Annotated in this window: 23 protein-coding genes; 9 read left to right on the top strand and 14 right to left on the bottom strand. The window is 69.7% G+C overall.

All coding sequences use genetic code 11. The features are described 5' to 3' along the window. Position 1 precedes the first annotated feature (1 nt). The 7 genes from clsB to WG903_RS18590 are packed head-to-tail and all read left to right on the top strand — an operon-like array spanning position 2 to position 6360. Positions 2-1210 carry a cardiolipin synthase ClsB gene (clsB, locus tag WG903_RS18620; RefSeq protein ID WP_340078075.1) on the top strand — a complete coding sequence of 403 codons (1209 nt, stop codon included), beginning with the start codon at positions 2-4 and terminating at the stop codon, positions 1208-1210. Further along, positions 1201-2232 (top strand): ligase-associated DNA damage response exonuclease, encoded by a 1032-nt coding sequence (locus WG903_RS18615; protein WP_445263637.1) that lies wholly within the window; start codon positions 1201-1203, stop codon positions 2230-2232. The genes clsB and WG903_RS18615 overlap by 10 nt, the downstream gene beginning before the upstream one ends. Next, complete coding sequence (locus tag WG903_RS18610) at positions 2229-3923, top strand: ATP-dependent DNA ligase (protein WP_340078073.1); 1695 nt, start codon at positions 2229-2231, stop codon at positions 3921-3923. The genes WG903_RS18615 and WG903_RS18610 overlap by 4 nt, the downstream gene beginning before the upstream one ends. A gap of 35 nt (positions 3924-3958) precedes the next feature. Next, the gene (gene folE, locus WG903_RS18605; RefSeq protein ID WP_340078072.1) at positions 3959-4684 is read left to right on the top strand and encodes a GTP cyclohydrolase I; all 726 of its coding nucleotides are present in this window, start codon (positions 3959-3961) and stop codon (positions 4682-4684) included. Positions 4685-4689: 5 nt separating this feature from the next. Then, positions 4690-5112, top strand: a complete 423-nt coding sequence (locus WG903_RS18600) for a BLUF domain-containing protein (protein ID WP_340078071.1) — start codon at positions 4690-4692, stop codon at positions 5110-5112. 7 nt (positions 5113-5119) lie between these two features. Next, positions 5120-5545, top strand: coding sequence for an acyl-CoA thioesterase (locus WG903_RS18595; RefSeq protein WP_340078070.1), 426 nt, complete (start codon positions 5120-5122; stop codon positions 5543-5545). Then, positions 5542-6360 (top strand): DUF429 domain-containing protein, encoded by an 819-nt coding sequence (locus WG903_RS18590; protein ID WP_340078069.1) that lies wholly within the window; start codon positions 5542-5544, stop codon positions 6358-6360. Before WG903_RS18595 ends, WG903_RS18590 begins: the two co-directional genes overlap by 4 nt. Before the next feature lie 3 nt (positions 6361-6363). Here WG903_RS18590 and WG903_RS18585 read toward each other — a convergent pair whose 3' ends face one another. Together WG903_RS18585 and WG903_RS18580 are read right to left on the bottom strand one after the other, a co-directional pair. Then, positions 6364-7188: a hypothetical protein gene (locus WG903_RS18585; RefSeq protein ID WP_340078068.1), complete on the bottom strand. Its 825-nt coding sequence runs from the start codon at positions 7186-7188 to the stop codon at positions 6364-6366. Next, positions 7185-7799, bottom strand: a complete 615-nt coding sequence (locus tag WG903_RS18580) for a sigma-70 family RNA polymerase sigma factor (protein WP_340078067.1) — start codon at positions 7797-7799, stop codon at positions 7185-7187. The genes WG903_RS18585 and WG903_RS18580 overlap by 4 nt, the downstream gene beginning before the upstream one ends. Positions 7800-7923: 124 nt before the next feature. Here WG903_RS18580 and WG903_RS18575 point away from each other — a divergent pair, with 124 nt between their 5' ends. Further along, positions 7924-9369: a VWA domain-containing protein gene (locus WG903_RS18575; RefSeq protein ID WP_340078066.1), complete on the top strand. Its 1446-nt coding sequence runs from the start codon at positions 7924-7926 to the stop codon at positions 9367-9369. Positions 9370-9378: 9 nt separating this feature from the next. Here WG903_RS18575 and WG903_RS18570 read toward each other — a convergent pair whose 3' ends face one another. The 5 genes from WG903_RS18570 to WG903_RS18550 all read right to left on the bottom strand — a co-directional run bounded on the left by WG903_RS18570 (position 9379) and on the right by WG903_RS18550 (position 16306). Beyond that, a complete protein-coding gene (locus tag WG903_RS18570) occupies positions 9379-10704 on the bottom strand; it encodes a DUF1501 domain-containing protein (protein WP_340078065.1) in 1326 nt (441 codons plus the stop codon). A gap of 5 nt (positions 10705-10709) precedes the next feature. After that, entirely contained in the window at positions 10710-12296 is a 1587-nt protein-coding gene (locus WG903_RS18565; RefSeq protein WP_340078064.1) for a DUF1800 domain-containing protein, read from the bottom strand. A 91-nt stretch (positions 12297-12387) separates the two neighbouring features. Next, positions 12388-14049, bottom strand: coding sequence for a SulP family inorganic anion transporter (locus WG903_RS18560; RefSeq protein WP_340078063.1), 1662 nt, complete (start codon positions 14047-14049; stop codon positions 12388-12390). Further along, positions 14046-15362 (bottom strand): sulfatase family protein, encoded by a 1317-nt coding sequence (locus WG903_RS18555; protein WP_340078062.1) that lies wholly within the window; start codon positions 15360-15362, stop codon positions 14046-14048. The genes WG903_RS18560 and WG903_RS18555 overlap by 4 nt, the downstream gene beginning before the upstream one ends. Continuing rightward, the gene (locus WG903_RS18550; protein WP_340078061.1) at positions 15359-16306 is read right to left on the bottom strand and encodes a Bug family tripartite tricarboxylate transporter substrate binding protein; all 948 of its coding nucleotides are present in this window, start codon (positions 16304-16306) and stop codon (positions 15359-15361) included. Before WG903_RS18550 ends, WG903_RS18555 begins: the two co-directional genes overlap by 4 nt. A 29-nt stretch (positions 16307-16335) precedes the next feature. Between WG903_RS18550 and WG903_RS18545 the strand changes: the two genes are divergently transcribed. Continuing rightward, positions 16336-18807, top strand: coding sequence for a ligase-associated DNA damage response DEXH box helicase (locus WG903_RS18545; RefSeq protein WP_340078060.1), 2472 nt, complete (start codon positions 16336-16338; stop codon positions 18805-18807). Here the strand turns inward: WG903_RS18545 and WG903_RS18540 are convergent. From WG903_RS18540 to WG903_RS18510, 7 genes are all read right to left on the bottom strand, one after another. Beyond that, positions 18743-19885, bottom strand: a complete 1143-nt coding sequence (locus tag WG903_RS18540; protein WP_340078059.1) for a zinc-binding metallopeptidase family protein — start codon at positions 19883-19885, stop codon at positions 18743-18745. The genes WG903_RS18545 and WG903_RS18540 overlap by 65 nt on opposite strands. Before the next feature lie 28 nt (positions 19886-19913). After that, the gene (locus WG903_RS18535) at positions 19914-20228 is read right to left on the bottom strand and encodes a BON domain-containing protein (protein WP_340078058.1); all 315 of its coding nucleotides are present in this window, start codon (positions 20226-20228) and stop codon (positions 19914-19916) included. Between the two features lie 90 nt (positions 20229-20318). Then, positions 20319-20777 carry a hypothetical protein gene (locus WG903_RS18530; RefSeq protein WP_340078057.1) on the bottom strand — a complete coding sequence of 153 codons (459 nt, stop codon included), beginning with the start codon at positions 20775-20777 and terminating at the stop codon, positions 20319-20321. Then, positions 20774-21142: a hypothetical protein gene (locus WG903_RS18525; RefSeq protein WP_340078056.1), complete on the bottom strand. Its 369-nt coding sequence runs from the start codon at positions 21140-21142 to the stop codon at positions 20774-20776. The genes WG903_RS18530 and WG903_RS18525 overlap by 4 nt, the downstream gene beginning before the upstream one ends. 16 nt (positions 21143-21158) lie before the next feature. Further along, entirely contained in the window at positions 21159-21482 is a 324-nt protein-coding gene (locus WG903_RS18520) for a hypothetical protein (protein ID WP_340078055.1), read from the bottom strand. A gap of 70 nt (positions 21483-21552) precedes the next feature. Continuing rightward, a complete protein-coding gene (locus WG903_RS18515) occupies positions 21553-21714 on the bottom strand; it encodes a DUF1328 domain-containing protein (RefSeq protein ID WP_340078054.1) in 162 nt (53 codons plus the stop codon). Between the two features lie 163 nt (positions 21715-21877). Then, entirely contained in the window at positions 21878-23245 is a 1368-nt protein-coding gene (locus WG903_RS18510; RefSeq protein ID WP_340078053.1) for a CHASE3 domain-containing protein, read from the bottom strand. Between the last annotated feature and the right edge of the window lie 10 nt (positions 23246-23255).

Below are 23255 nucleotides of genomic sequence, written 5' to 3'. Positions count from 1 at the left end.
CATGGCGATCGCTTCCTGGATGCCCCGGCCCGGCCACGAGCTCGTGTTGCTCGAAGGCAGCCAGCAGTACTTCGCCGCGCTGGTGGCGGCGATCGACTCGGCGCGGGCGGAAGTGCTGCTCGAAACGTACATCTTCGATTTCACCGGCGGCGCCGCGGAGGTCGCGTATGCACTCGAGCGCGCGGCGCGGCGTGGGGTCACCGTGCGCGTGGTCGCCGACGGCTTCGGCAGCGCGCCGCCGCCGCCCATCTGGGAAGAGCGCTTCCTCGACGCGGGTGTCCAGTGGCGGATGTACCGCCCCATCGGCAACTGGGACCTGCTGTGGCCGGGCAGTTGGCGGCGATTGCACCGCAAGCTGTGCGTCGTCGACGGCAACCTCGCTTTCTGCGGCGGCATCAACATCCTCGACGACTTCCACGACCCGAACCACGGCCCGCTGACGTCGCCGCGCTTCGACTTCGCCGTGCAGGCGCGCGGGCCGCTGGTGGGCTATGCGCACCTGGCGATGCGGCGCACGTGGCAGCGCTTCAAGACCGTCAAGGGTTATGCGCGGCTGGCGGGCGCGCTGTCGTCGCTGCGCCCGTCGACAGCTGCTGCCGTGCCGCTGCCGCCGCCGGAACATCCCGAGTCGCGTTCGCGCGCGGCACTGGTCCTGCGCGACAACGTCCGCAACCGCGGCCGCATCGAGAAGGCCTACCGCCGCGCCATCGGCCGCGCACACGACGAGATCATCATCGCCAACGCCTACTTCGTGCCGGGCGGCAAGATGCGGCGTGCCCTGATCTCGGCCGCAAAGCGCGGCGTGAAGGTGAGCCTGCTGCTGCAGGGGCGCTACGAATACTTCATGCAGTACTACGCCTCGCGCCCCGTCTATGGCGCGCTGCTGGCCGCGGGCGTGGAGATCTACGAATACTCGGCGAGCTTCCTGCATGCGAAGGTGGCGACGGTGGATGGGCACTGGGCCACGGTGGGCTCGTCCAACCTGGACCCGCTGAGCCTGCTGCTGGCGCGCGAGGCCAACATCGTCGTGGAGGACCGCGAGTTCGCCGGGCAGCTGACGGCGCGCCTGCGCCGCGCCATGGCCGAGGAGGGCCGGCGCATGAACCCGGATGAGTACGCCAACCGCCCGCTGCACCAGCGCGTCCTCGAACGCCTTGCCTTGGGCATCATGCGGGTGTTGCTCATGATCCAGGGAAAGAAATACCTGTAGTGCCCGACCTCGTGGTCCAGCGGCCCGAGGGCCTGTACTGCCCGCCGGGCGACTTCTACATCGACCCGTGGCGCCCGGTCGCGCGCGCCGTGATCACGCACGCGCACTCGGACCACGCGCGCTACGGCAGCGGCCACTACCTCGCGTCGGCGCCGTCGGAAGGCGTGCTGCGCGCGCGCCTCGGCGAGATCAACCTCCAGCTGCTGCCGTACGGCGAGCGCATCGTGCACAACGGCGTCACGCTGTCGCTGCACCCGGCGGGGCATGTGCTGGGCTCGGCGCAGGTGCGGCTCGAGCATGGCGGGCAAGTGTGGGTGGCCAGCGGCGACTACAAGGTGGCGCCCGACCGTACCTGCGCGCCGTTCGAGCCGGTGCGCTGCGACGTGTTCATCACCGAATCGACCTTCGGCCTGCCGATCTACCGCTGGTGCGACGACGCCGACCTGTTCGCGCAGATCAACGCTTGGTGGGCGCGCAACGTGGAGCACAACCGCGCCAGCGTGCTCACCTGCTACTCCTTTGGCAAGGCGCAGCGGCTGCTGTCGGGCGTCGACCCGTCGATCGGCCCCATCGTCGTGCATGGCGCCGTGGAGCCGCTCAACCGCGCCTACCGCGAAGCGGGTGTCGAGCTGCCCGAGACGCAGTCGGCCTTCACGATCGCGCGCGCGGACATCAAGCGCGCGCTGGTCGTCTGCCCGCCGAGCGCCGCGGCCAGCCCGTGGATGCGGCGTTTCGGCGCCGACGCGCAACTGGCCTTCGCCAGCGGCTGGATGCAGGTGCGCGGCAACCGGCGCCGCGGCGGCTACGACCGCGGCTTCGTGCTGTCGGACCACGCGGACTGGCCGGGGTTGTTGAAAGCGATCGGCGCGACCGGCGCGTCGCGCGTGATCGTCACGCATGGCAGCTCGGCCGCCATGGTGCGCTACCTCGCGGAGCAGGGACTCGAGGCGGGCTCGTTCGAGACGGAGTACGGCGACGACGTCGTGGAGGCCGATGCGGCGGCGGAGGAGGGCGCGAAGTGAAGCGCTTCTCGCAGCTGTTCGCCGAACTCGACCAGACGACGTCGACCAACGCCAAGGTCGAGGCGCTCACCCGCTACTTCAACGAAGCGCCGCCGCGTGATGCGGCATGGGCCGTGTACTTCCTGGCCGGCGGCAAGCCGCGGCAGGTCGTGCCGATGGGGTCGCTGGGGGTGCTGGCCTGCGAAGTCGCGCGCATCGAGCCGTGGCTGTTCGACGAGTGCTACGAGCAGGTGGGCGATTTGGCCGAGACGATCGCGCTGGTGCTTCCCCTGGATGGCGAGACCACCGACCTGGGCCTGGCGGAGTGGATCGAGGACCGCCTGCTGCCCTTGCGCGGCTTGCCCTTCGAGGACATCGCGCCGCGCATCAAGTCCTACTGGCTGGAGCTCGATTCGCAAGGGCGTTTCCTGCTCACCAAGCTGATCGGCGGCGCCTTCCGCGTCGGCGTGAGCAAGTTGCTGGTGCAGCGGGCGCTGGCCGCGCACGCGGGTGTCGACGCCAAGCGCGTCGCGCAGCGCATGATGGGCTACACCGACGGCAAGGTCGTGCCTTCGGCGCAGCGCTACGAAGCCCTCGTCGCGCGGGAAGGCGCCGAGGAAGTGCGCGACGTCGGGCAACCCTATCCCTTCTTCCTGGCCCACCAGCTCGACGCGCCGGTCGAGCTGTTCAAGCCGCGCCTGGGCCCGGTCGAGGACTGGATGGTCGAGTGGAAGTACGACGGCATCCGCGGGCAGGTGATCAAGCGCGAAGGGCAGGTGTGGATCTGGACGCGCGGCGAGGAGCTCGCGACCGAGCGCTTCCCCGAAATCGTGGCGCTCGCACAGGCGTTGCCCAACGGCACGGTCATCGACGGCGAGATCCTGGTGTGGAACGAGGCGGACAACCGCCCGGCGCCTTTTTCCATCCTGCAGCAGCGCATCGGCCGCAAGAACCTGTCGAAGAAGATCCTGGAGGAAGCGCCGGTCGGCTTCATGGCCTACGACCTGCTGGAGCAGGACGGCGAGGATGTGCGCGCGCTGCCGCAGCGCGAACGGCGCGCACGGCTCGAGTCGATCCTGCAAGGCACGCGCATCCGCATCTCGCCGATCGAACGCGCCGCGTCATGGCTCGAGTTCGCCCGCCAGCGCGAGCGCTCGCGCGAGCTCGGCGTCGAGGGCTTCATGCTCAAGCGCATGGACGCCGCCTACGGCACGGGCCGCACCAAGGCCGAGGGCCTGTGGTGGAAGTGGAAGGTCGACCCGATGTCGGTGGACTGCGTGCTGGTCTATGCGCAGCCGGGCTCGGGCCGGCGCTCGTCCGTCCACACCGACTACACCTTCGCCGTGTGGAACCGCGCGCCGCAGGGCAAGGAAGAAGCCGACGCCGTCGTGCAGGCCATCCTGCGCAAGGAGCCGCCGAAGGAGGGCGAGCTGCAGCTGGTGCCCTTCGCCAAGGCCTACTCGGGCCTCACCGACGAGGAGTTCCGCCAGGTCGATGCCCTCATCCGCAAGAACACGGTGGAGAAGTTCGGCCCCGTGCGCAGCGTCAAGCCCCAGCTGGTCTTCGAGCTGGGCTTCGAGGGCATCAACCGCAGCAAGCGCCACCGCAGCGGCATCGCCGTGCGCTTCCCGCGCATGCTGCGCATCCGGCACGACAAGCCTTTGCACGAAGCCAACACATTGGGCGACCTGGAGGCACTCCTGGGACTGTAGGGGCATAGAGCGAGTGCTAACATTGTGTTAGTTCTATGAAAGCCGAACCTTCCGCCAACCTCGCGAAGCAGGCCGCCGACGAAGGCGTGCCGGTGTCGCAGAAGATCCGCGAACGCCTGATCGCGGCGCGCAAGCGTTTCCACTCCAACGACAACATCTCGGCCTTCATCGAGCCCGGCGAGATGGAGAAGCTGCTGGACGAGGTCGAGCACAAGATGCAGGGCGTGCTGGACGCCATGGTCATCGACACGGCCAGCGACCACAACACCAACGACACCGCGCGGCGCATCGCCAAGATGTACCTGAACGAGGTGTTCCGCGGCCGTTACGCCAAGCAGCCCACCATCACCGAGTTCCCCAACGCCGAACACCTGAACGAGCTGATGATCGTCGGCCCGATCACCGTGCGCAGCGCCTGCAGCCACCACTTCTGCCCCGTCATCGGCAAGCTGTGGGTCGGCGTGATGCCCAACGAGCACACCAACGTCATCGGCCTGTCCAAGTACGCGCGCCTGGCCGAATACATCATGGGCCGCCCGCAGATCCAGGAAGAGGCCGTGGTGCAACTCGCGGACCTGATCATGGAAAAGACGCAGCCCGATGGCCTCGCGGTCGTCATGGAAGCCAGCCACTACTGCATGGCGTGGCGCGGCGTGAAGGACCTGGACAGCAAGATGATCAACTCGGTGATGCGCGGCGTGTTCCTGAAGAACTCGGCGCTGCGCCGCGAATTCCTGTCGCTCATTCCGCAGAAGGGCTGACCACGATGCTCGTCCGCCTCCTTTATTGCAGCCGCGCCGTCGACACCAGCCCCGAGGCGATCGAGGCCATCCTCACGCAATCGCGCCAGCACAACCCGGTCAGCGGCATCACCGGCATCCTCTGCTACGGCGGCGGCATCTTCCTGCAGGCCATCGAGGGCGGGCGCATGCAGGTGAGCGAGCTGTTCGGCCACATCATCAAGGACGCGCGCCACAAGGACGTGGCCGTGCTCTCATTCGAGGAAATCTTCGAGCGCCGCTTCGGCGGCTGGAGCATGGGGCAGGTGAACATCTCCAAGGTGAACCACTCGATCCTGCTCAAGTACTCGGAGAAGGCCGAGCTCGACCCGTATGCCGTCTCCGGCAAGGTGTCGCTGGCGCTGCTCGAAGACCTGATGGCCACGGCCTCCATCTGCGGACGGGCGTAGCATTCCGATGACGCACCCGTGCGTCACCCGCCGCACGCTCGCCTGGGGCGAATGCGACCCGGCGGGCATCATCTTCTACCCCAACTACTACCGCTTCATGGACGAGGCCACGTGGGCCTTGTTCGCCGAGGCGGGCTTTCCGGCCGACCGCATGCGCGCCGAGCATTTCTCGCTGCCGCTTGTCGATTCGCGCTGCGAGTTCATGGCCTCGCCCTTCTTCGGCGACGAGATCGAAGTCCGCTCGCAGGTCTCCAAGTGGGGCCGCAGCTCGTTCTCGCTGTCGCATGAGTTCGTGATGGCCGACGACGGCCGGCTGCTCGCGCGCGGCAGCGAGTCGCGCGTGTGGTGCCGCTACGAATCCGGGCCGGGCTCGCCGCTCAAGAGCGTGCCGATCCCGGACGAAGTGCGCGCCGCGCTCGGCGCGCCGAAGTGAACCCGCCGCCGGTCCTCGGCTGCGACTTCTCCAGCACGCCGACGCGCCGCAAGCCCATCGTCATCGCGTGGGGCGCCGTTGCGCGCGAGGCCGTGGTGCTGCAGCGGATCGAAAAGCTCGAGTCGCTCGAAGCATTCGGCCTGTGGCTGAAGCAGCCGACCGATTGGGTGGGCGGGTTCGACTTTCCCTTCGGCCTGCCGCGCGAACTCGTCGAGCACTTGGGATGGCCGCTCACGTGGCGCGAGTGCATGGCGCACTACGCCACGCTGTCGCGCCCGCAGATCCGCGAGACCTTCGCCGCGTTCTGCGATGCGCGGCCCGTGGGCAACAAGTTCGCGCACCGCCTGTTCGACAAGCGCGCCGGCTCCAGCCCGTCGATGAAGTGGGTGAACCCGCCGGTGGCGTACATGTTGCACGCGGCGCTGCCGCTGCTGATCGAAGCCGGCGTGCACATGCCGGGCCTGCACGCCGGCGACACGAAACGGGTGGCGCTCGAAGCCTATCCCGGCTTGCTGGCGCGCGAACTCATCGCGCGGCGCAGCTACAAGGCCGACGAGAAGGCCAAGCAGACGCCCGAGCGCCTAATCGCGCGCAAGGACCTCGTCACGCGCCTGGAGCACGGCGACACGCGACTGGGACTGCGCCTGAAGCTCACGCACGCGCAGCGCGATGCGCTCGTGGCCGACGCGATGGGCGACAGCCTGGATGCCGTGCTGTGCATGGTGCAGGCGGCGTGGGCCGCGCGGCAAGGGCCGCCGAACTACGGCTTGCCAGCGGAACTCGATCCGCTGGAAGGCTGGATCGTCAGCTGCTGACCGTCAGCGGCCGAGCAGGCGCAAGGCCTGTTCGCGCAGAGGCGAAGGCTCCGGCCCGACTTCCAGCACGGTCACACGCTCGCCGTCGCGCAGCAGCTCGATGCGCAGGTCGCCGTCCGGCGCTCGCGCATCGGCACTCTTGCGCGCCGCGAAGCGCTCGGTGACCAGCGAAGCGAGTTCCGCCGCCTGCGAACGCGGGACCAGCACGGAGCGTGCGCCGCTCGTGATGCGCAAGTCCGTCCACGGGGGAGGGGCGGATTCGGCGCGTTGCGACCGAAGGGCGGGTGCAGCAGCGGGCGCCGGGGCGGCGGCCGCCGCGCGCCCTTCGGCCATCGGCGCCGCATCGCGGCGTGCGAGGTCTTCCGCGGGGGGAAGCGTCTTCGCGTCCGCGAGCGCGGGTGGAGCGGCAGGCACCGGCTTCGGCGCGGGCGCAGCCTGGCTTTTCGCGCGGGACGCGAGCGCGGCCTGGTCTTTCGGCGCAGGAGCCTGCTGCGCCACCACCACCGGAGGCGTGGCCGGAGCAGAGGCCGGGGGCGGTGCGGGTGCTGCGGCCATGGGCGCTTCGCGCTCCTGCACCGGCACCTCCTGGCCATGCCACATCACGCCGACCACGACCGCGAGCATGACGCTGGCCAACGCGGCGTTCCACGGCATGCGCGATTCGGGCACGAGCAGGCGCCGCCACCAGGGAAGGGCGATGACAGGCTTGGCGACCGCGTGCCGCGCCGCATCGCGGATGGCTTGCCTTGTCGCCGCGCCGGGTTCGGCCGCCACATCCGGCGCCGCCTGCAGCGCGCGCTTCAACCTCGCATCGCGCAGCTCGGTCATGCCGCCGCCCCCAGCGTCTGCAGGTAGTGCTTCATGCAGCCGCGCAGCTTCGTGAGCGCGTAGCGCAGCCGGCTCTTGGCCGTCTCGAACGGCAGGCCCAGGTGGCGGGCCATGTCCTCCACGCTCGCGCCGTCCTCGTGGTGCAGCAGGAACGCCGCACGCTGAGCCTCCGGCAATTCGTCGAGGCAGTGCAACAGCTGGCGGCCCGCGGCGCGCCAGAAGGCCTCGTCCTCGCTGGACGGATGGCTCGCATCGAGCGCGCCTTCGAGCCAGTCGAGCGGATCGTCACCGTCATCCTGCGTGGCCAGCGAGACTTCGCGGCCGCTGGTGCGCAGCCGGTCGATCGCGAGGTTGTGCGCGATGGTGAAGGCCCAGGTGCGCCAGCTCGCGCCCTGCGGCGAGAAGGACTCGCGCGCCGCGATGATGCGCACCCACGTGTCCTGGAACACCTCGTCAGCCTGCGCGGCCAGTGCGCCGCCGAGCACGCGCCGCACGAAGCGGAACAGCGCGCCTTCGTGCCGCGCGTACAGCTCGTCGAAGGCCTGCACGTCGCCCTTCGCATAGGCAAGCATCAGGTCCTCGTCGGGCATGTCGCGGGGCAGCCTCGGCATGGGCGGATTGTCACACCACGTTGTACGGGCGGCGCCGCGGATCGGGGTTAAACCCGGCGCGATCTTTTCACCCCACCGGCGCGCGTGGCCCGTGTGAGCCTGCATCCCAACCCCAGGAGCTGCCATGCACCGCCCGCCCTTCTTCCGCACCGTCGCCGCGCTCGTCGCCGCCCAGCTCGTGCTCTCGGCCTGCAGCGTTTCGGCCCAGCCGCAAGGCCTGTGGCCCGACCCCGAGCCGGCCATGCCTTCGACACCGGGGCCCATCGTGCGCAGCGTGCCGAACTTCCGCGCGCCTTCGGCCACGAACTGCGCCCGCCCGGTCTCCACCCGCGAGGTGCCCGGCTTCGCCCAGGGCCGGCGCGACGCGCGGGATGCGCTGGCATCGCGCGACGCGCGTGCGAAGTCGGCCCCCGCGGAAGGCGCGGCGGCGCCAGCCGCCCCGTCCACGCGCGGCGAGGGCCGTGCACTCGCCGACGCCGAATCGCTGCACCGGATGTTCCCCTCGCCACAGCCCGCGCCGCAGCGGCGGCCCGTCGAACCCGTGACCGTCGGCATGGTCGACGACAACGCCAGCTTCGCCGAGTACCTGGCCTTCGTCGCGCGCACGCCGGTCGTGCACCGCCCGCGCGACGTGCGCGAGCGCTACCTGCTGGACGTCAAGGACGCGCGCGGCCGCGGCGTCGCCGACGCCGAGGTGGCGGTGCAATCCCCGTCGGGCCACGCGATGTGGGCGCGCACCGATGCCGGCGGCCGCGTGTGGCTGCATCCGGACGCGTTCGACCCGTGGCGCTCGCCCACCTATGACGTGGCCGTGCGCAAGGAAGGGCGCGTGGCCTGGGGCCGGCTCGCGCGCGGGCAGAAGAGCGCCGTCGAGGTCCGCCTCGATGCCGCGGCGGCGACCTGGCCCGCCCGCCTCGACCTCGTCTTCCTCATTGACGCAACCGGCTCCATGTCAGACGAAATCGACAAGCTCAAGGCCAGCCTGCGCGCCATCGTCTCGGAAGTCTCCGCGCTGCCGAGCCGTCCCGACGTGTGCCTGGGCCTGGTGGCCTACCGCGACCGCGGCGACGCCTTCATCACGCGCACCCACGACTTCACCAACGACGTGGGCGGCTTCCTGCGCCAGGCGCTCATCCCGCTGCGCGCCGATGGCGGCGGCGACTATCCCGAGGCAATGAACGAAGCGCTGCACGAAACGGTCCATCGCCTGAGCTGGCGCGGCGACGGCGCGACCCGGCTCGTGGTGCTGCTGGCCGATGCGCCGCCGCACCTGGACTACGGCGCGCCGCACTACGACGACGACATGGTCGCCGCGCTGGGCAAGGGCATCAAGGTGTTCAGCGTGGGTGCGTCGGGCCTGGACCGCCAGGGCGAATTCATCCAGCGGCAGATCGCGCAGTACACCGGCGGCAAGTTCGTGTTCCTCACCTATGCCGACGCGCACGACCCGTCGAGCGGGCCGGGCCGCGAAACCGGGCACGACGTGAAGAACTATTCCGTCGACACGCTGGACCGCCTCATCGTGCGGCTGGTGTCGGAGGAACTGGCGAAGCTGGCGCCGCGTGGCTGAGCGCGGCGCTCACAGGAACGCCAGCTTCTTCACCGTGAAGTTCGCGAGGTTGGGCAAGGCGGTTTCGAGGTCGGCGTCCGCCACGCCCAGCCACGAGGCGATGGTCGCGGCATACTGGTCGACGGAGGTCGTGGGAACCCAGCGGCCTTCGTCGCTGCCGTCGTCGGGGCCACCGACCTGCAATTGCGGGAAGGTGCCGTACATGTCGCCGCCGCGCACGGCACCGCCCATCACGAAGCTGTGCCCGCCCCACGCGTGGTCCGTGCCGTCGCCGCCGTCGCCCGCCGCCATCAGCGTGCGCGAGAACTCCGAATGCGTGAAGGTCACGACGTTCGGGTCGACGCCGAGCGCGAGCATCGTCGCGGCGAAGGCGCCCAGCGCCTCCGACAACTCGCCCAGCAGTTCCTGCAGCGAATCGGCCTGGCCCGCGTGGGTGTCGTAGCCGCCTTGCTCCACGTAGAACAGCTGGCGCGACATGCCCAGCGCGCCGCGCGACGCGATGAGCTGGGCCACGCGGTACAGCTGCAGGCCGAGGTAGCTGTCGGGGAATTCGACGGGCAAGGTCGTCTCATACGCGGCGTCCAGCAGCCGGTCCTGCAGCAGCGCGCCGGACAGTGCATCGTTGTACGCCGAGTCCAGTTGTGGTGCGCCCGCGGCGGGCGCGAACTGGGTGAGGGCCGCCATGCGCGCGCGGTCCACCGGGGAGCCGCCCGCACCCGCGAACGACACCGAGCCCCACGGATCGATCACACCCGCGCCCGTGGCCAAGCCGTCGCAGAAGACATTGCTGCCCGCGGCCGACACCGTGGCGGGGAAGCGCGCGGTGGCGTTCGCCGGCCGCAGCAGGTCGGCGGTGCGCCCGCCCCAGCCCGTCACGGCGACGGGCATGCCCGGGTTGAGCATCACCCACTGGTTCTGCTGGTCGATGTGGGACAGCAGGTTGTCGGGCAAGGGCCACGCGCCCGACTTCGCTTGTTCCGCCGTGGTCGGCTTCACGAGCGTGCCGACATTGGCCAGCACCGCCAGGCGCTGCTGGTTGAAGAGCGCCTGCAAGGCGCCCAGTTGCGGATGCAGCCCGTAGGAGCCGCCGGAGGCCGGGGCGATGGCCAGCAGCTGCTCGCGCGGGATCGCCAGGCGCGGCCTTGCGCCGGCGTACATCGCATAGCGCGCGGTGTCGGTGGGCACGACGAGGTTGTTCGCGTCGCAGCCGCCGGCGAGGAACACGCACACGGCCGCGCGGTAGTCGCTGCCCGCGGCGCTGGCGACCAAGGACCCCAGTCCGCCCGTGGCCAGCGCGGAGAAGGCGCCAAGTTTCAGGAATTGTCGACGGTCCATCGCGATCACCTCTGGATGTTGAAAGCCGGGCTCGCGGCCACGAGGTACAGCGCCAGCATCGCGCGTTCGCGCGGCGCGGCGCCCGACGAGACCAGCGCCGTCGCCAGGGTGGACTTCATGCCGTCAGGCATCGTCCCGTGCATCAGCGTGGCATCCAGCTGCGCGACCAGCGCGGCGTCGCCGGCGGTCGCGGCCGCCACCAGCGGCGTGAAGTTCGGGAGCGTCTTGTTCGGCAGGCCGCCGTTGGCGAAGTCCCACGCAAAGTTCAGGCGTGATGCCACCGAAGGCGAGTTGAGCAGCTTGAATTCGGGGCCGTACAACGTGTAGCCCTGGGGCTTGTACGAAGGCGGGTAGAAGTTGAACACCGAGGGCGCGTCGAACACGTCCTGCCGCATCGACTGCGCGTAGTACGGCAAGCCGACGCCGGAGGTGCGCGTTGCGAACGCGCGCATCAGCCGCGTCATGTACAGCACCGGCTCGCGCAGCTTGCCGTCGGAAGCCGCCGCCGCCTGCGTGTCGCCGGCTCTGGCCTCCGCGTCCAGCAGCACCGCGCGGATCACGGCCTTCATGTCGCCGCGTTGCCCGCTGCCGTTGTTGGCGAAGGCGGCGGCCACGCGCTGCACGTAGGCCGGCGAGGGGTTGCTCTTCACAAGCGCCTGGATCAGGCGCGTGCCGATGAACGGGCCGACGTTGGGATGCCCGGCGATGTTGTCCAGGGCGACCTCCATCTCCGCCGCCGCGCCCTGCGACACCGTCGCGCCGTCGAGCAATTGCTTCGTGCCGCCCTGGTGGTATGACTCCACCAGCTGCAGCGGGCCGGTGTAGAGCGGGCCGTTGAGCGTGGGGAACTTGCTGCGCCTCTTCGAGGGATAGGTCCAGCCGGTGAACACGTGCGCGAAGCCCTCCACCGTCTCCTGCGAATAGGTGGCGATGGGCTTGCCGCCGGTATCGAGGACCGGCGTGCCGTCGGAATTGAGCTTGACCAGCCCGACGGAGAAGAGCTGCAGCACCTCGCGGGCGTAGTTCTCGTTGGGGGCGGTGCCCGCTTCCGGGTCCTCCTTCACGTTGTTCGCCATGTCCAGGTAGGTGCCCATGGCGGGCGACAGCGTCACGTCCTTGAGCAGCTGCCGGTAGTTGCCGAATGCGCCGGTGACCAGCACGCGCTGGTAGCTGGCGATGGCCGCCCGGTTGTCCAGCTTCTGGTCGCTCACCACCATCACCTGCCCGAGCGCGAAGGCCACGCGCTGGCGCAGCTGGTCGGGCGCATTGACGGCGATGTTGAAGAACGAGGCCTGCACCGCCTCGAGCGAAGTGCGGTCGCTGGCATTGGGGAACTGCGTGGGCTTCATGGCGAACTGTTCGTTCAGCCACGCGTCGAAGCCCACGGATTGAACGTGCGCGACCTCGCCCGGCGTCGGCCCGAAGGTCGCCTGCTCCAGGAAACGCACCGCCGCGGCATTCGAAACCGGCGCCGCGGCGACGAGCGCGGACTGCTGCTGCTGTCCGGCCAGCGTCATCACGGCGTCGCCTCCGCCGCACCCGGCAAGGAAGGCCGCGCCCGCGGCTGCGGCCATGTGGATCCATCGAGCCATCTCGTCCTCCACAGGCCAGCGGCCTGCGAGAACATTCTTGTCGAGCTGTGGCAAGCCCAGCAATACCGGAAATGCGTCGCGATGCGACTCGTTACACGGCTTGCACCGATGCGTTGTTGCGCAATGCTTCGAGCGCTTCCGCATCGGTTCGATACATGTGGAGCAGGGGCGAGGCCTTCAGCGCGCCGGCCTTTTCCAGCACGCGCTCCACCGGCAGCTTGATCCCGCTGACGTGCAGCGCGATGCCCCGGCCCTCCAGCATCGCGCGCAACTGCATGAAGGTTTCCACGCCGGTGGTGTCGATGCGGTTGATGGGCTGCGCGAACATCACCACGTGGCGCGTGCCGGGATGCGCGGCGATGTGGTCGACGATCGCTTCCTCGAACCAGGTGGACGAGGCGAAGTCCAGCTCGCCGTCCATGCGCAATGCGTACACGTCGGGCCCGAGCGGTTCGAGCTTCCACAGGTGGCGGTCGCGCAGGCTGCCGTCGGGGTGCAGGCCCACCTCGATGATGCGCGGGTGCAGCCGCATGTAGAGGAAGTGGCACAGGCCCAGCACCACGCCCGCCAGCACGCCCCAGTAGATGCGCGGCGCCGCCGCCAGCGTGACGGCGAAGGTGACGAGCGCAATCGCGGCCTCGATGCGGTCGATGCGCCCCACGCGCCAGAAGGTCGCCGGCTTGACGAGGTTCAGCACCGCCGCGACGACGATTGCCGCGAGCACCGCGCGCGGCACGTGGTGCAGCACGGGCGTGAAGAACAACAGGGCCAACGCGACGAACGCCGCGGCGAACACGGTGGCCCACCCGGTCTTCGCGCCGGAGTACAGCGTCAGCGCCGAACGCGAGAACGAGGTGCTGGTCGGGAAGCTGCCGCTGAACGCCGATGCGATCTTGCCCACGCCCTGGCCGATGAGGTCCTGGTTGGCGTCCCAGCGCTTGCCGTCGCGCTGGCTCTCGATCTTGGCGCTGGCCGCCATCTCCAGCGAGCTGACGAGGGCGAGCACCAGCGCCGGGATCACGATGGCGTGCAGCGTGGCCAATGTCGGCCATCCCGGCGCGTACGGCGACGGGAAACCGGCGGGCAGGTCGCCGACCACGCTGCCGTGCGCCGACCACCCGGTCCACTTGGCGATCGCCGCGGACGCCAGCAGCACGATGAGCACCATCGGCAACCGCGGCGCGAAACGTTTGCCCAGGATGAAGAGCGCCACGCTGCCCAGCCCGAACGCCAGCGCGGTGGGATGCGCGGGGCCTTGCGGGAGCGTCTCGATGCCGCCGGCGAGGCCCAGCAGGGCCGGAACCTGCGACACGATGATCAACAGCGCCGCCGCCTGGCTGAAGCCGGCGAGGATCGGCGAGCTCACGAGGTTGAGGACCCATGCCGCGCGCAACGCGCCCAGCGCCAACTGCACGAAGCCCGCGACGAGCGCCATCCACACGGCCAGCATCACCCACTCGGCCGACGCGGGTGCAGCCAATCCCGCGAGCGACGCGCCGACCAGCACGCTCGACAGCGCCGATGGGCCCACCGAGAGGCGCGTCGATGCGCTGAACAGCACCGACAGCAGCGGCGGCAGGAACGTGGCGTACAGCCCCGCGATCAGCGGCATACCGGCGAGGTGCGCGTACGCGACCGACTGCGGGATCATCACCAGCGCCACCGTCAGCGCCGAGACCGCCTCGTTGCGGGCGAGCGCCGGCGTGAGGCGCGGCCAGGCGAGGAAGGGCAGGTGGCGGGCGAAGCGCGTCATCGCTGCGGCATGTCCTTGGCGCCGAAGCCCGGGTACACGGCCGCGTCGTCGGGAATGGCGGGCATCGTCGCGTTCCACGCTTCCCAGGCTTCGCGCATGCGTTCCAGGCGGCGCGGGTCGCGGCCCGCGCGGTTGGCGCGCTCGCGTTCGTCCGCAGCGATGTCGAACAGGTAGTCGTGGCCGTCCACGCGCAGGTACTTCCAGTCGCCGTCGCGCAGCGCGCGTTGGCCGCGGTGCTTCATGCGCCAGTACAAGGGGCGGCGGAAGGTGCGCGACGGCTCGCGCAGCACCGGCAACAGCGACACGCCGTCCAGCGCATAGTCGGGGTCGGCCGCCACGCCCGCCGCGTCGAGCATCGTCGCCGACCAGTCCATGGTCATGCAGGCCTGGTCCGTCACGCCGCCCGCGGCGATGGCGGCGGGCCAGTGCGCGACCCACGGCACGCGGATGCCGCCTTCGGTCAGGTCCATCTTGCCGCCCACCAGCGGCCAGTTGTCGGAGAAGCGTTCGCCGCCGTTGTCGCTGGTGAAGACGACGAGCGTGTCGCGCTCGACGCCGGCGCGGCGCAGGGCATCCATCACCCAGCCAATGCCTTCGTCCATGTGGTGGATCATGCGGCGGTAGGTGTCGATGCTGCCGCCGTGCAGGTGGAAGAGGTTGTCCTTCACGTCCTGCGCCAGCGCCTCGTCCTCGCGCGTTTCCCACGGCCAGTGCGGCGCGGTGTAGTGCAGGCTCAGGAAGAAGGGTGCGTCCCCTTTCGCAACGCCCTCGATCCACTGCACGGCGCGCCGCGACAGCAGGTCGGTGAGGTAACCGGCGTCGGTGCGCTCCGCCTCCTTCTCCCACAGGTCATGCTCGCCGTTCGTGCCGCAGTGCGTGAAGTAGTCGACGCCGCCGGACATCGGCCCGTAGAAATCCTCATAGCCGGACTTGAGCGGGCCGAAGTGCGGCGGGTAGCCCAGGTGCCACTTGCCCACGAGGGCGGTGCGATAGCCTGCGTCCTTCAGCAACGAAGGCAGCGTGGGATGCGCCGGCGGCAGCCCGAGCGTGCCGCTGGCGCGCGTGCGGATGCTGAGCGGCTCTTCCGCCGCGCCGCGCAGGCGGTACTGGTAGCGCGCCGTCATCAGCGCGAAACGCGTCGGCGAACACACGGGCGAGTTCGCATAGCCTTGCGTGAAGCGGATGCCGTTCGCCGCGAGCGAATCCAGCACGGGCGAGACGGCGCCCCATTCCGCATCGCGGCCGCCGTAGCAGCCCAGGTCGGCGTACCCGAGGTCGTCGGCGACGATGAAGACGACGTTCGGCCGCTTCAAGGCTGGTAGCCGGACTTCTGCACCGCCGGCGCCCATTGCGCGCGGTACTTCTGCAGCATCGCGGCGCTTTGCGCCTGCGTCGCGACCACGGGCGTCATTTTCTGGTCGGTGAACTTGCGCCGCGTGTCCGGGTCCTGCATCACCTCATGGATCGCCTTCGCGAGCATGTCGACCTTGGCCTTCGGCATGCTGGCCGGCGCGAAGAACGCGTTCCAGCCGGTCGCGACGAGGTCGAGGCCCGCCTCCTTGAACGTGGGCACGTTCGGTGCGAGCGGGTTGCGCGTGGCGCCCGACACCGCCAGCACGCGCAGCTTGCCGCCTTCGTGCTGCGGCAGCAGGGTCTCGAACGTGTCGATGGCCACCGGCACCTGGCCGCCCACGACGTCGGAGACCAGCGGCGCCGAGCCGCGGTAGCCGATGACCTGGGCCTTCACGCCGGACTTGTCGCCCATCATCAGCGCGAAGAAATGCGGCAGGCTACCCGTGGCCGGCACGCCGAAGTTGGCCTGGTTGGGGTTCGCTCGCAGCCACGCGACGAGGTGCGTGAGCTCGCGCACCGGCACCGCGGGGCCCACGGCGACAGCGAACTCGTAGTCGTTCACGTGCGCCACCGGCACGAAGTCCTTCTCCGGGTCGTAGCCGTTGTCCTTGAACACCAGCGGCGCCACCACCATCGTCGCGGGGTTGCCCACCAGCAGCTGGTTCTGGTTGGACGGGATGCCCTTCATCTGCTGCGCGGCGAGGCGTCCGCCGGCGCCGGGCTTGTTGTCGACGACGACCGCGACGCCCAGCTTGGCTTGAAGCTTGTCGCCGACGATGCGCGCCACACGGTCCGTGGAACCACCCGGTGCGTAGCCGACGACGAGGTGCAGCGGGCCGTCGAGCGCCTGCGCTAAAGCGGTGAACGAGAAAGCGGCGGCCAGTGCCGCGAGCAGGCGTTTCATGCTGTCTCCTCTATGCTTCGGCCAATCATATGCCTGCCCCGCATTCCCCGGATGAGTTGACGCCCTCGGGCCAGTGGCTGGCGGGCAAGGGCTGGCAGGCCTTCCCGTTCCAGTACGAGGTGTGGGAGGCGATCGCGCAAGGCCGCAGCGGCTTGCTGCACGCGACCACGGGTTCGGGCAAGACCTACGCGGTGTGGCTGGGGATGCTCGACCAGCTGCTCGCGCGCCATCCGCCCGCTCGCGGCGCGGAGCCGCTGCGCGCCATCTGGCTCACGCCGATGCGCGCGCTCGCGGCCGACACGACACGGGCCATTTCCGAACCGCTGCGCGCGCTCGCACCCGAATGGACCATCGGCCAGCGCACCGGCGATACGCCCAGCGCCGAGCGGGCGCGCCAGGACCGGCGCTTTCCCACCGTGCTGGTCACCACGCCCGAGTCGCTGAGCCTGATGCTCACGCGCGAACATGCGCGCGCGGAGCTGGAAGGCGTCGAGTTCGTCGTCGTGGACGAGTGGCACGAGCTCGTGGGCAGCAAGCGCGGGGTGCAGGCGCAGCTGGCGCTGGCGCGGCTGGCCCGCTTCAACCCGAAGCTCGCGGTCTGGGGCCTGTCGGCGACGCTCGGCAACCTGGGCGACGCGATGGACGTGCTGTGCCGGCCCTGCGTCGCCGCGGGGGCGCCCGAGCCGCGCTTGGTGCGCGGGCGCATCGAGAAGAACCTGGTGATCGACACCTTGCTGCCGCACGACCCCGGCCGCTACTCCTGGGTAGGTCACCTGGGCGCGCAGATGCAGCAGCCGGTGGTGGAGGAGATCGCGAAGTCCTCGACCACGCTGGTGTTCACCAACGTGCGCTCGCAGGCGGAGATCTGGTACCAGCTGCTGCTCGAGGCGCGGCCGGAATGGGCCGGCGAGATCGCGCTGCACCATGGCTCGCTCGACAAGGCCACGCGCGAATGGGTCGAGCAGGGGCTGAAGGAAGGCACGCTGCGCGCTGTCGTCGCGACCTCGTCGCTCGACCTCGGCGTCGACTTCCTGCCGGTCGAGCGCGTTCTGCAGATCGGCTCGGCCAAGGGCATCGCGCGCATGATGCAGCGCGCCGGCCGCAGCGGCCACGCGCCCGGGCGTACCAGCCGCATCACGCTGGTGCCGACCAACACGCTGGAAATCATCGAAGGCGCGGCCGCGCGCGCGGCCGCGGTGGCGGGTCACGTCGAGGAACGCAACGCGCCCGACAAGCCGCTCGACGTGCTGGTCCAGCACCTCGTGACCATCGCCTTGGGCGGCGGCTTCACGGAGGATGCGCTCTACGACGAGGTGCGGGCGGCGTGGTCGTACCGCGACCTCACGCGCGGGGAGTTCGACTGGGCCCTGGCATTTTGTTCGCAGGGCGGCTCGAGCCTGGGCGCGTACCCCGAATACCACCGCATCGCGCGCAACGACGAAGGCGTGTGGCACGTGCCCGACCGCGGCGTGGCCAAGCGCCATCGCCTCTCCATCGGCACCATCGTCAGCGACGCGGCGATGCAGGTGAAGTGGATGAGCGGCGGCAACATCGGCACCATCGAGGAAGGCTTCATCGCGCGCCTGCACAAGGGCGACAACTTCTTCTTCGCCGGCAAGCTGCTGGAGTTCGTGCGTGTGCGCGAGATGGCCGCGTACGTGAAGAAGGCCACGAAGAAGAAGGGCACGGTGCCGAAGTGGCAAGGCAGCAAGATGGCGCTGTCGGCGGAGCTCGGGGACGCTGTGCTCGAGATGATGCTGCGTGCCGCGCAAGGCGATTTCTCCGAACCCGAGCTCGTCGCCGCGCGGCCCATGCTGGAAACGCAGGCGCGGCTGTCGCACATCCCCACGCCGCAGACGGTGCTGGCCGAAACCTTCCGATCGCGCGAGGGCTGGCACCTGTACCTGTACCCCTTCGCAGGCCGGCACGTGCACCTGGGCCTTGCCAGCCTGCTGGCCTGGCGCCTCGCGCGCGAGCGGCCCAACACCTTCAGCCTCTCGGTGAACGACTACGGCTTCGAGCTGGTGAGCGCGGAGGAATTCGACCTGACGCCGGTGATCCGCAAGGATGTCTTCGGCACCGACGACCTGTTGCACGACGTGCTGGCATCGCTCAACTCCACCGAGCTCGCGCAAAGGCGCTTCCGCGAGATCGCGCGCGTGGCGGGCCTGGTCTTCACCGGCTATCCGGGCCAGCCCAAGAGCACGCGCCAGCTGCAGGCTTCCAGCGGCCTGTTCTTCGAGGTGTTCCGCAAGTACGACCCGGCCAACCTGCTGCTCACGCAGGCGCAGAAGGAAGTCCTGAGCCAGGAGCTGGAGATCACGCGCCTGAAGGCGTCGCTGGACCGCATCGCGTCGCGCGAGCTGGACCTCGTCGAGCTGCGCCACCCCAGCCCCATGAGCCTGCCGCTCATGGTGGAGCGCTTTCGCGAGCAGCTCACGACGGAGCAGTTGTCGACTCGGCTGGACAGGATTCTGCGGGAGATGGAGCGGGAGGCTTAGCGGGCTTCGCGCGCGCGGCGTGGATCACGTCGTGCACGAAGCGCAGTTTCTCCAGCGCGGCGGCCGAGAGGGCGAATGGATAGGCATCGTCCTGCCCGAGGCTGCGGTTCAGGCTGTTCACCAACAGCGTGAGCGGCACCCAGTCCTGCACCAGCGCATCGAAGTCGCTGTGCGACGCCTCGAAGGGGTTGATGACCTCGTCGGCCTCGACCTCGTCGTCCCCGGGCAGCGCGATCGACGTGCTGTACGACGCGGCGGTCTCCAGCAGGTCCACCATGTGCAGGTAGTGCGCCCAGGTCTCGGCCCAGTCTTCCCACGGGTGCGAGGTGGCATAGGCGCTGACGTGGCTGGCCTCCCAGCCGCTCTTGCCGCCGCCGCCGGCGGCGTAGTGGCGCTGCAGCGACTGGCCGTAGTCGGCCCGCTCGTCGCCGAAGATCTTGCGGAAGGCTTCCAGCCGCCCGCCGCCTGCGATCAGGCGGTCCCAATAGAAATGGCCCGATTCGTGACGCAGGTGGCCGAGCAGGGTGCGGTAGGGCTCGTGCATCTGCACGCGCCGCTTCACGCGCTCGTCGTCGTCGGCTTCGGCGATGTTCAGGGTAATCACGCCGCCGGCGTGTCCGGTCATCACGCGATGGCCGGGCGTGTCGGCGAGGAACTCGAAGACGGGCCCGTCGTGCCCGTCCTTGGGCATGACCGCTGCGAGCCCGAGCTTGGCGAGCGTGTAGAACAGGTAGCGCTTGGCGCGCTCGACCTTGTACCAGCGCTCATGGTTGCCGGCGACCGACAGGTCGGGCAGCACGCGGGTCTGGCGGCACGACACGCACAGCGGGTTGGGGTCGTCCTGCGGCACCGCGAAATTGCAAGCCTGCTGCGTGTGGTTGGAGCAGAGGCGGTAGGTGAATTGCGACGTGGAGCGCCGCTTGCGGCGCCGCCACAGGCCCTTGCCGCCCGCGACCGGCTCGATGGCGCACAGCGCCAGCCGGTGCGGGAGGAAGGCGAGGTCGCTGCCGCACTTCAGGCAGCGGACGTTCTCGAAGAAAAGCGGGTGGCCGCAGTGATCGCAGAAGAACGTGCGCACCGCGGCTCCCCTTACTGCCTGGCCGCGCTTACGGGCGGACCATCAGGCTGTTCTGCACCTGGCGCACACCCTTGGTGTTGCGGGCGATGTTCTCGGCCTGCATCTTCTCGGCCTGCGACTTCGCGAAGCCCGACAGCTGCACGGTGCCGTTCAGCGTCTGCACCTTGATCGCGGCGGCGTCGACGGTCTTGTCCTCGACGAACTTGGCCTTGATCGCGGTGGTGATGGCCGTGTCGTCGACGTAGGCGCCGGCGGTTTCCTGGCCGCGGATCACCGAGCAGCCGGTACCCACCAGGGTGGCGCCGGCGACGATGGCGATGGCGAGGGCTCTTGCGTATTTCATCTGATTCTCCTGTTTCCAAGTTGCATTCGGTGCCCTTGCTCCCAATTGACGCACCGGCCGCGGCACCACGCCGCCGGTGCGTATCTCCCGTTACCGGTAGAACTCTTCGTCGTCGTACTCCGCTCCCTGCATCGCCGACATGACGACGCCCGCGAGTTGCGGCGACTTGGCGAGCGCGACCAGCACGCCCGTCACGGATATGAGGCGCCACGGCCGCGCGACCAGCAGCACCGCGCCCGCCACGGCGGCGATGCCGACATAGGCCAGCGGCTTGCGGCGCGCGAACTGCGACAGCAGCGGCGTCGCCATCTCCACGCCCATGCGCGCCGGGTGGTGGCGCCAGTAGCTTTTGGCGGCGCGGCCGATGCGCGAAAGCCACCCGCCGCCGCCGGAGGCAGCCGCAGCTTCGGCGGCTTCCCATTGCTCGCCTTCCTCGTGCTCGCCGCGCGCCTGCTGCGCGCGCGCGCGGTCGGGCTTGCGCTCCTTGCGGTGCACGTGCTCGATGAGCGCGAGCCGCGTGCGGTCCAGCTTGTCGCTCGCTGCGCTCATGCAGCCCCCATCGTGCGCAGCGCCTGCGCGTCGGCATCGAGCTGCTGGCGCAGCTCGCCGAAGGCGCGCGCCGGCAGCGGCTTGCGCGTCATCAGGAAGCCGGCGACAGCGATGGCCAGCGGCACCAGCGGGACGACGATGAAGGCCCAGTGGAAGTCGTGCGTCGCCGCCAGCATGCAGGCCACGCCGGCCAGCACCAGGAACACGAGCGCGCCGATGGCGCATGCGGCCCACGCGGCGGCGCGCCGCGCGACCTGCACGCCCACGGTCGACGCTTCTTCCTGCACCAGCGCCGCATAGCCCGCCACGTGGTCCATGACCAGTTCGGGCCTCGTTATCAGGGTCGAGAAGATCGGGTGGACCATGGCGTGCCCGCGGGGATCAATAGCGGTTGGTCGAGTTGTAGCGGCGCATCGCGATCACGATGCCGGCGACGGCGGCGCCGACCGCGGCGGCGATCAGCGCCGACTTCACGGGCTCGTCGGCGATGTAGCGCGTGGTGGCGCGCGTGTATTCATTGACGCTGCCCGCGCCGCGGCTGGCGATGTCCTTCACGCCCGTGCGCAGGTCGCGCAGGCGCGCGCCGGCGCGGTCGAAGGCCTCGTTGGCGTACTCGCGCGTGCTGTCGAGCGCTTGCGACGCGAGCGTGCGGGCGTCGTCGGCGTACGCGCCGGCTTCGGTGCGGATGGAACGGGTGCTGGTCATGGTGGTGTCCTCTGTGGTTGTGGATGAAAGCGGGGCCGCCCCGGGCCCCGCCGCTGGAATCGTGGGCCCGCTACTTGCGGCCGAGGCTGATGACGAAGGCGACGACGGCCAGGATGACGAACACGAAGAACAGGACCTTCGCGATCTCCATCGCGCCTGCTGCGATCCCGCCGAAGCCGAACAGCGCCGCGATCAGCGCGATCACGAGGAATACGATGGCGTAGTGAAGCATCCCGGTCTCCTGCCTGCGCGAACGGCCGCGCCTGCGAGGCAAGGTTAGGGTCGCCACGGCCGTGCTGGTGATAAGAGACAGGCGTGTGTACTTGTCGGCAGCCGCGAGAGCCCCCTGTAGGAGCACGACTACGCCGCGAAGGGACGAATCGGAAGCGGTTTTGTCAGGCGGCCGTCTCGGCCTCGGGCTCGGGGGCCGGCGCCGGCGGGCTGGCCGGCAGCACCGCGGCGATGCGCGTGCCGCGCCCCGGCGTCGAGGTCACGGTGAGCTTGCCGCCGGCGGCCTCCACACGGTGGCGCATGCCCGCCAGGCCATGCGTCGTGGGCTTCATGCGCGCGGGGTCGAAGCCCTTGCCGTCGTCGCGGATGTCCACCTCGACATGGCCGCCATAGTCGCGCAAGCTCACCTCCACCTGCTTCGCCTCCGCGTACTTGCCGACGTTGGTGAGCGACTCCTGCACCAGCCGGTACACGGTGAGCTGGCGCCCCTCGTCCAGCTGCACCTGCTCCAGGCCCGTGGTCACGTCCACGCCGGAACGTTCGGAGAACTCTCGCGCGAGGATTTCCAGCGAGGCGTTCAGGCCCAGATTGGACAGCGACGAGGGCCGCAGGTCCTCGATGATGCGGCGCTTCAGCGCGATGCCGCTGTTGAGCGCCTCGGTCAGGTGCTGCAGGCGCTGGGTAATTTCCGGGGCGGGCGTGGCGCCCAGCCGCGACTTCAGGCGCGCGACATCGAGCTTGGCGGCGGTGAGCAAGGCCCCGAGTTCGTCGTGAAGTTCGCGCGCGAGGTGGCCGCGCTCTTCCTCGCGCACGTTCTGCAGGTGGGTGGCCAGCTCGGCCAGCGTGGCGGTGCGCTCGCGCACCTGGCGCTCCAGCAGGTCGCGCTCGGCCTGCAGCACTTCCTGCTGGCGCTCGCCCGCTTCCTTCAGCGCCGTCGTCTGCCGCAGGTACAGGTAGAAGGCCACCAGCGCGATGAGCGTGACCAGCGCGATGCCCACGCGCGAGACGTCCTGCGACCGGCGCACCTGGTCCTGGCTGACCTCGACGCGCGCGGTGGCGCCGTCGAGCAGCTTGGCCGATTCGGCGCGGATCGCATCCATGTGCTGCTTGCCCACGTCGGACATCAGGATGAACTTCCACGTCTCCTCGTTGCCCTGCTTGCGCATGCGCACCGACATGTCCATCTCGGCGAGCTTGCGCTGCACGTGCCCGGTGAGCTGGTTGAGCATCTGCGCCTCGGCGCCCGAGGGCGCGTAGGTGGTGCGCAGGGCGTCCAGCTGCTGGCCAATCTCGGCCACCGCCGAGTTGTAGGGCTCCAGGTAGCGCGGGTCGCCGGTCAGCAGGTAGCCGCGCGAGCCCGTTTCGGCATCGAGCATCAGCTGCAGCACGCGGTTCAGCGACGCGCGCGTGCGGGAAGCCGCGGCGATGTTGTCCAGGGCGATGCTGGATTGCAGGTACCCGGTTTCGTTGATCGCGATCAGGAATACCGCGGCCAGCGTGGCCAGCCACAGGTTGACCGAGGTCCGGGACATTGAAAACCTA

The organism is Ramlibacter sp. PS4R-6 (assembly GCF_037572775.1).
Classification (GTDB): domain Bacteria; phylum Pseudomonadota; class Gammaproteobacteria; order Burkholderiales; family Burkholderiaceae_C; genus Ramlibacter.
This window is presented reverse-complemented; position numbering and strand designations above follow the sequence as displayed.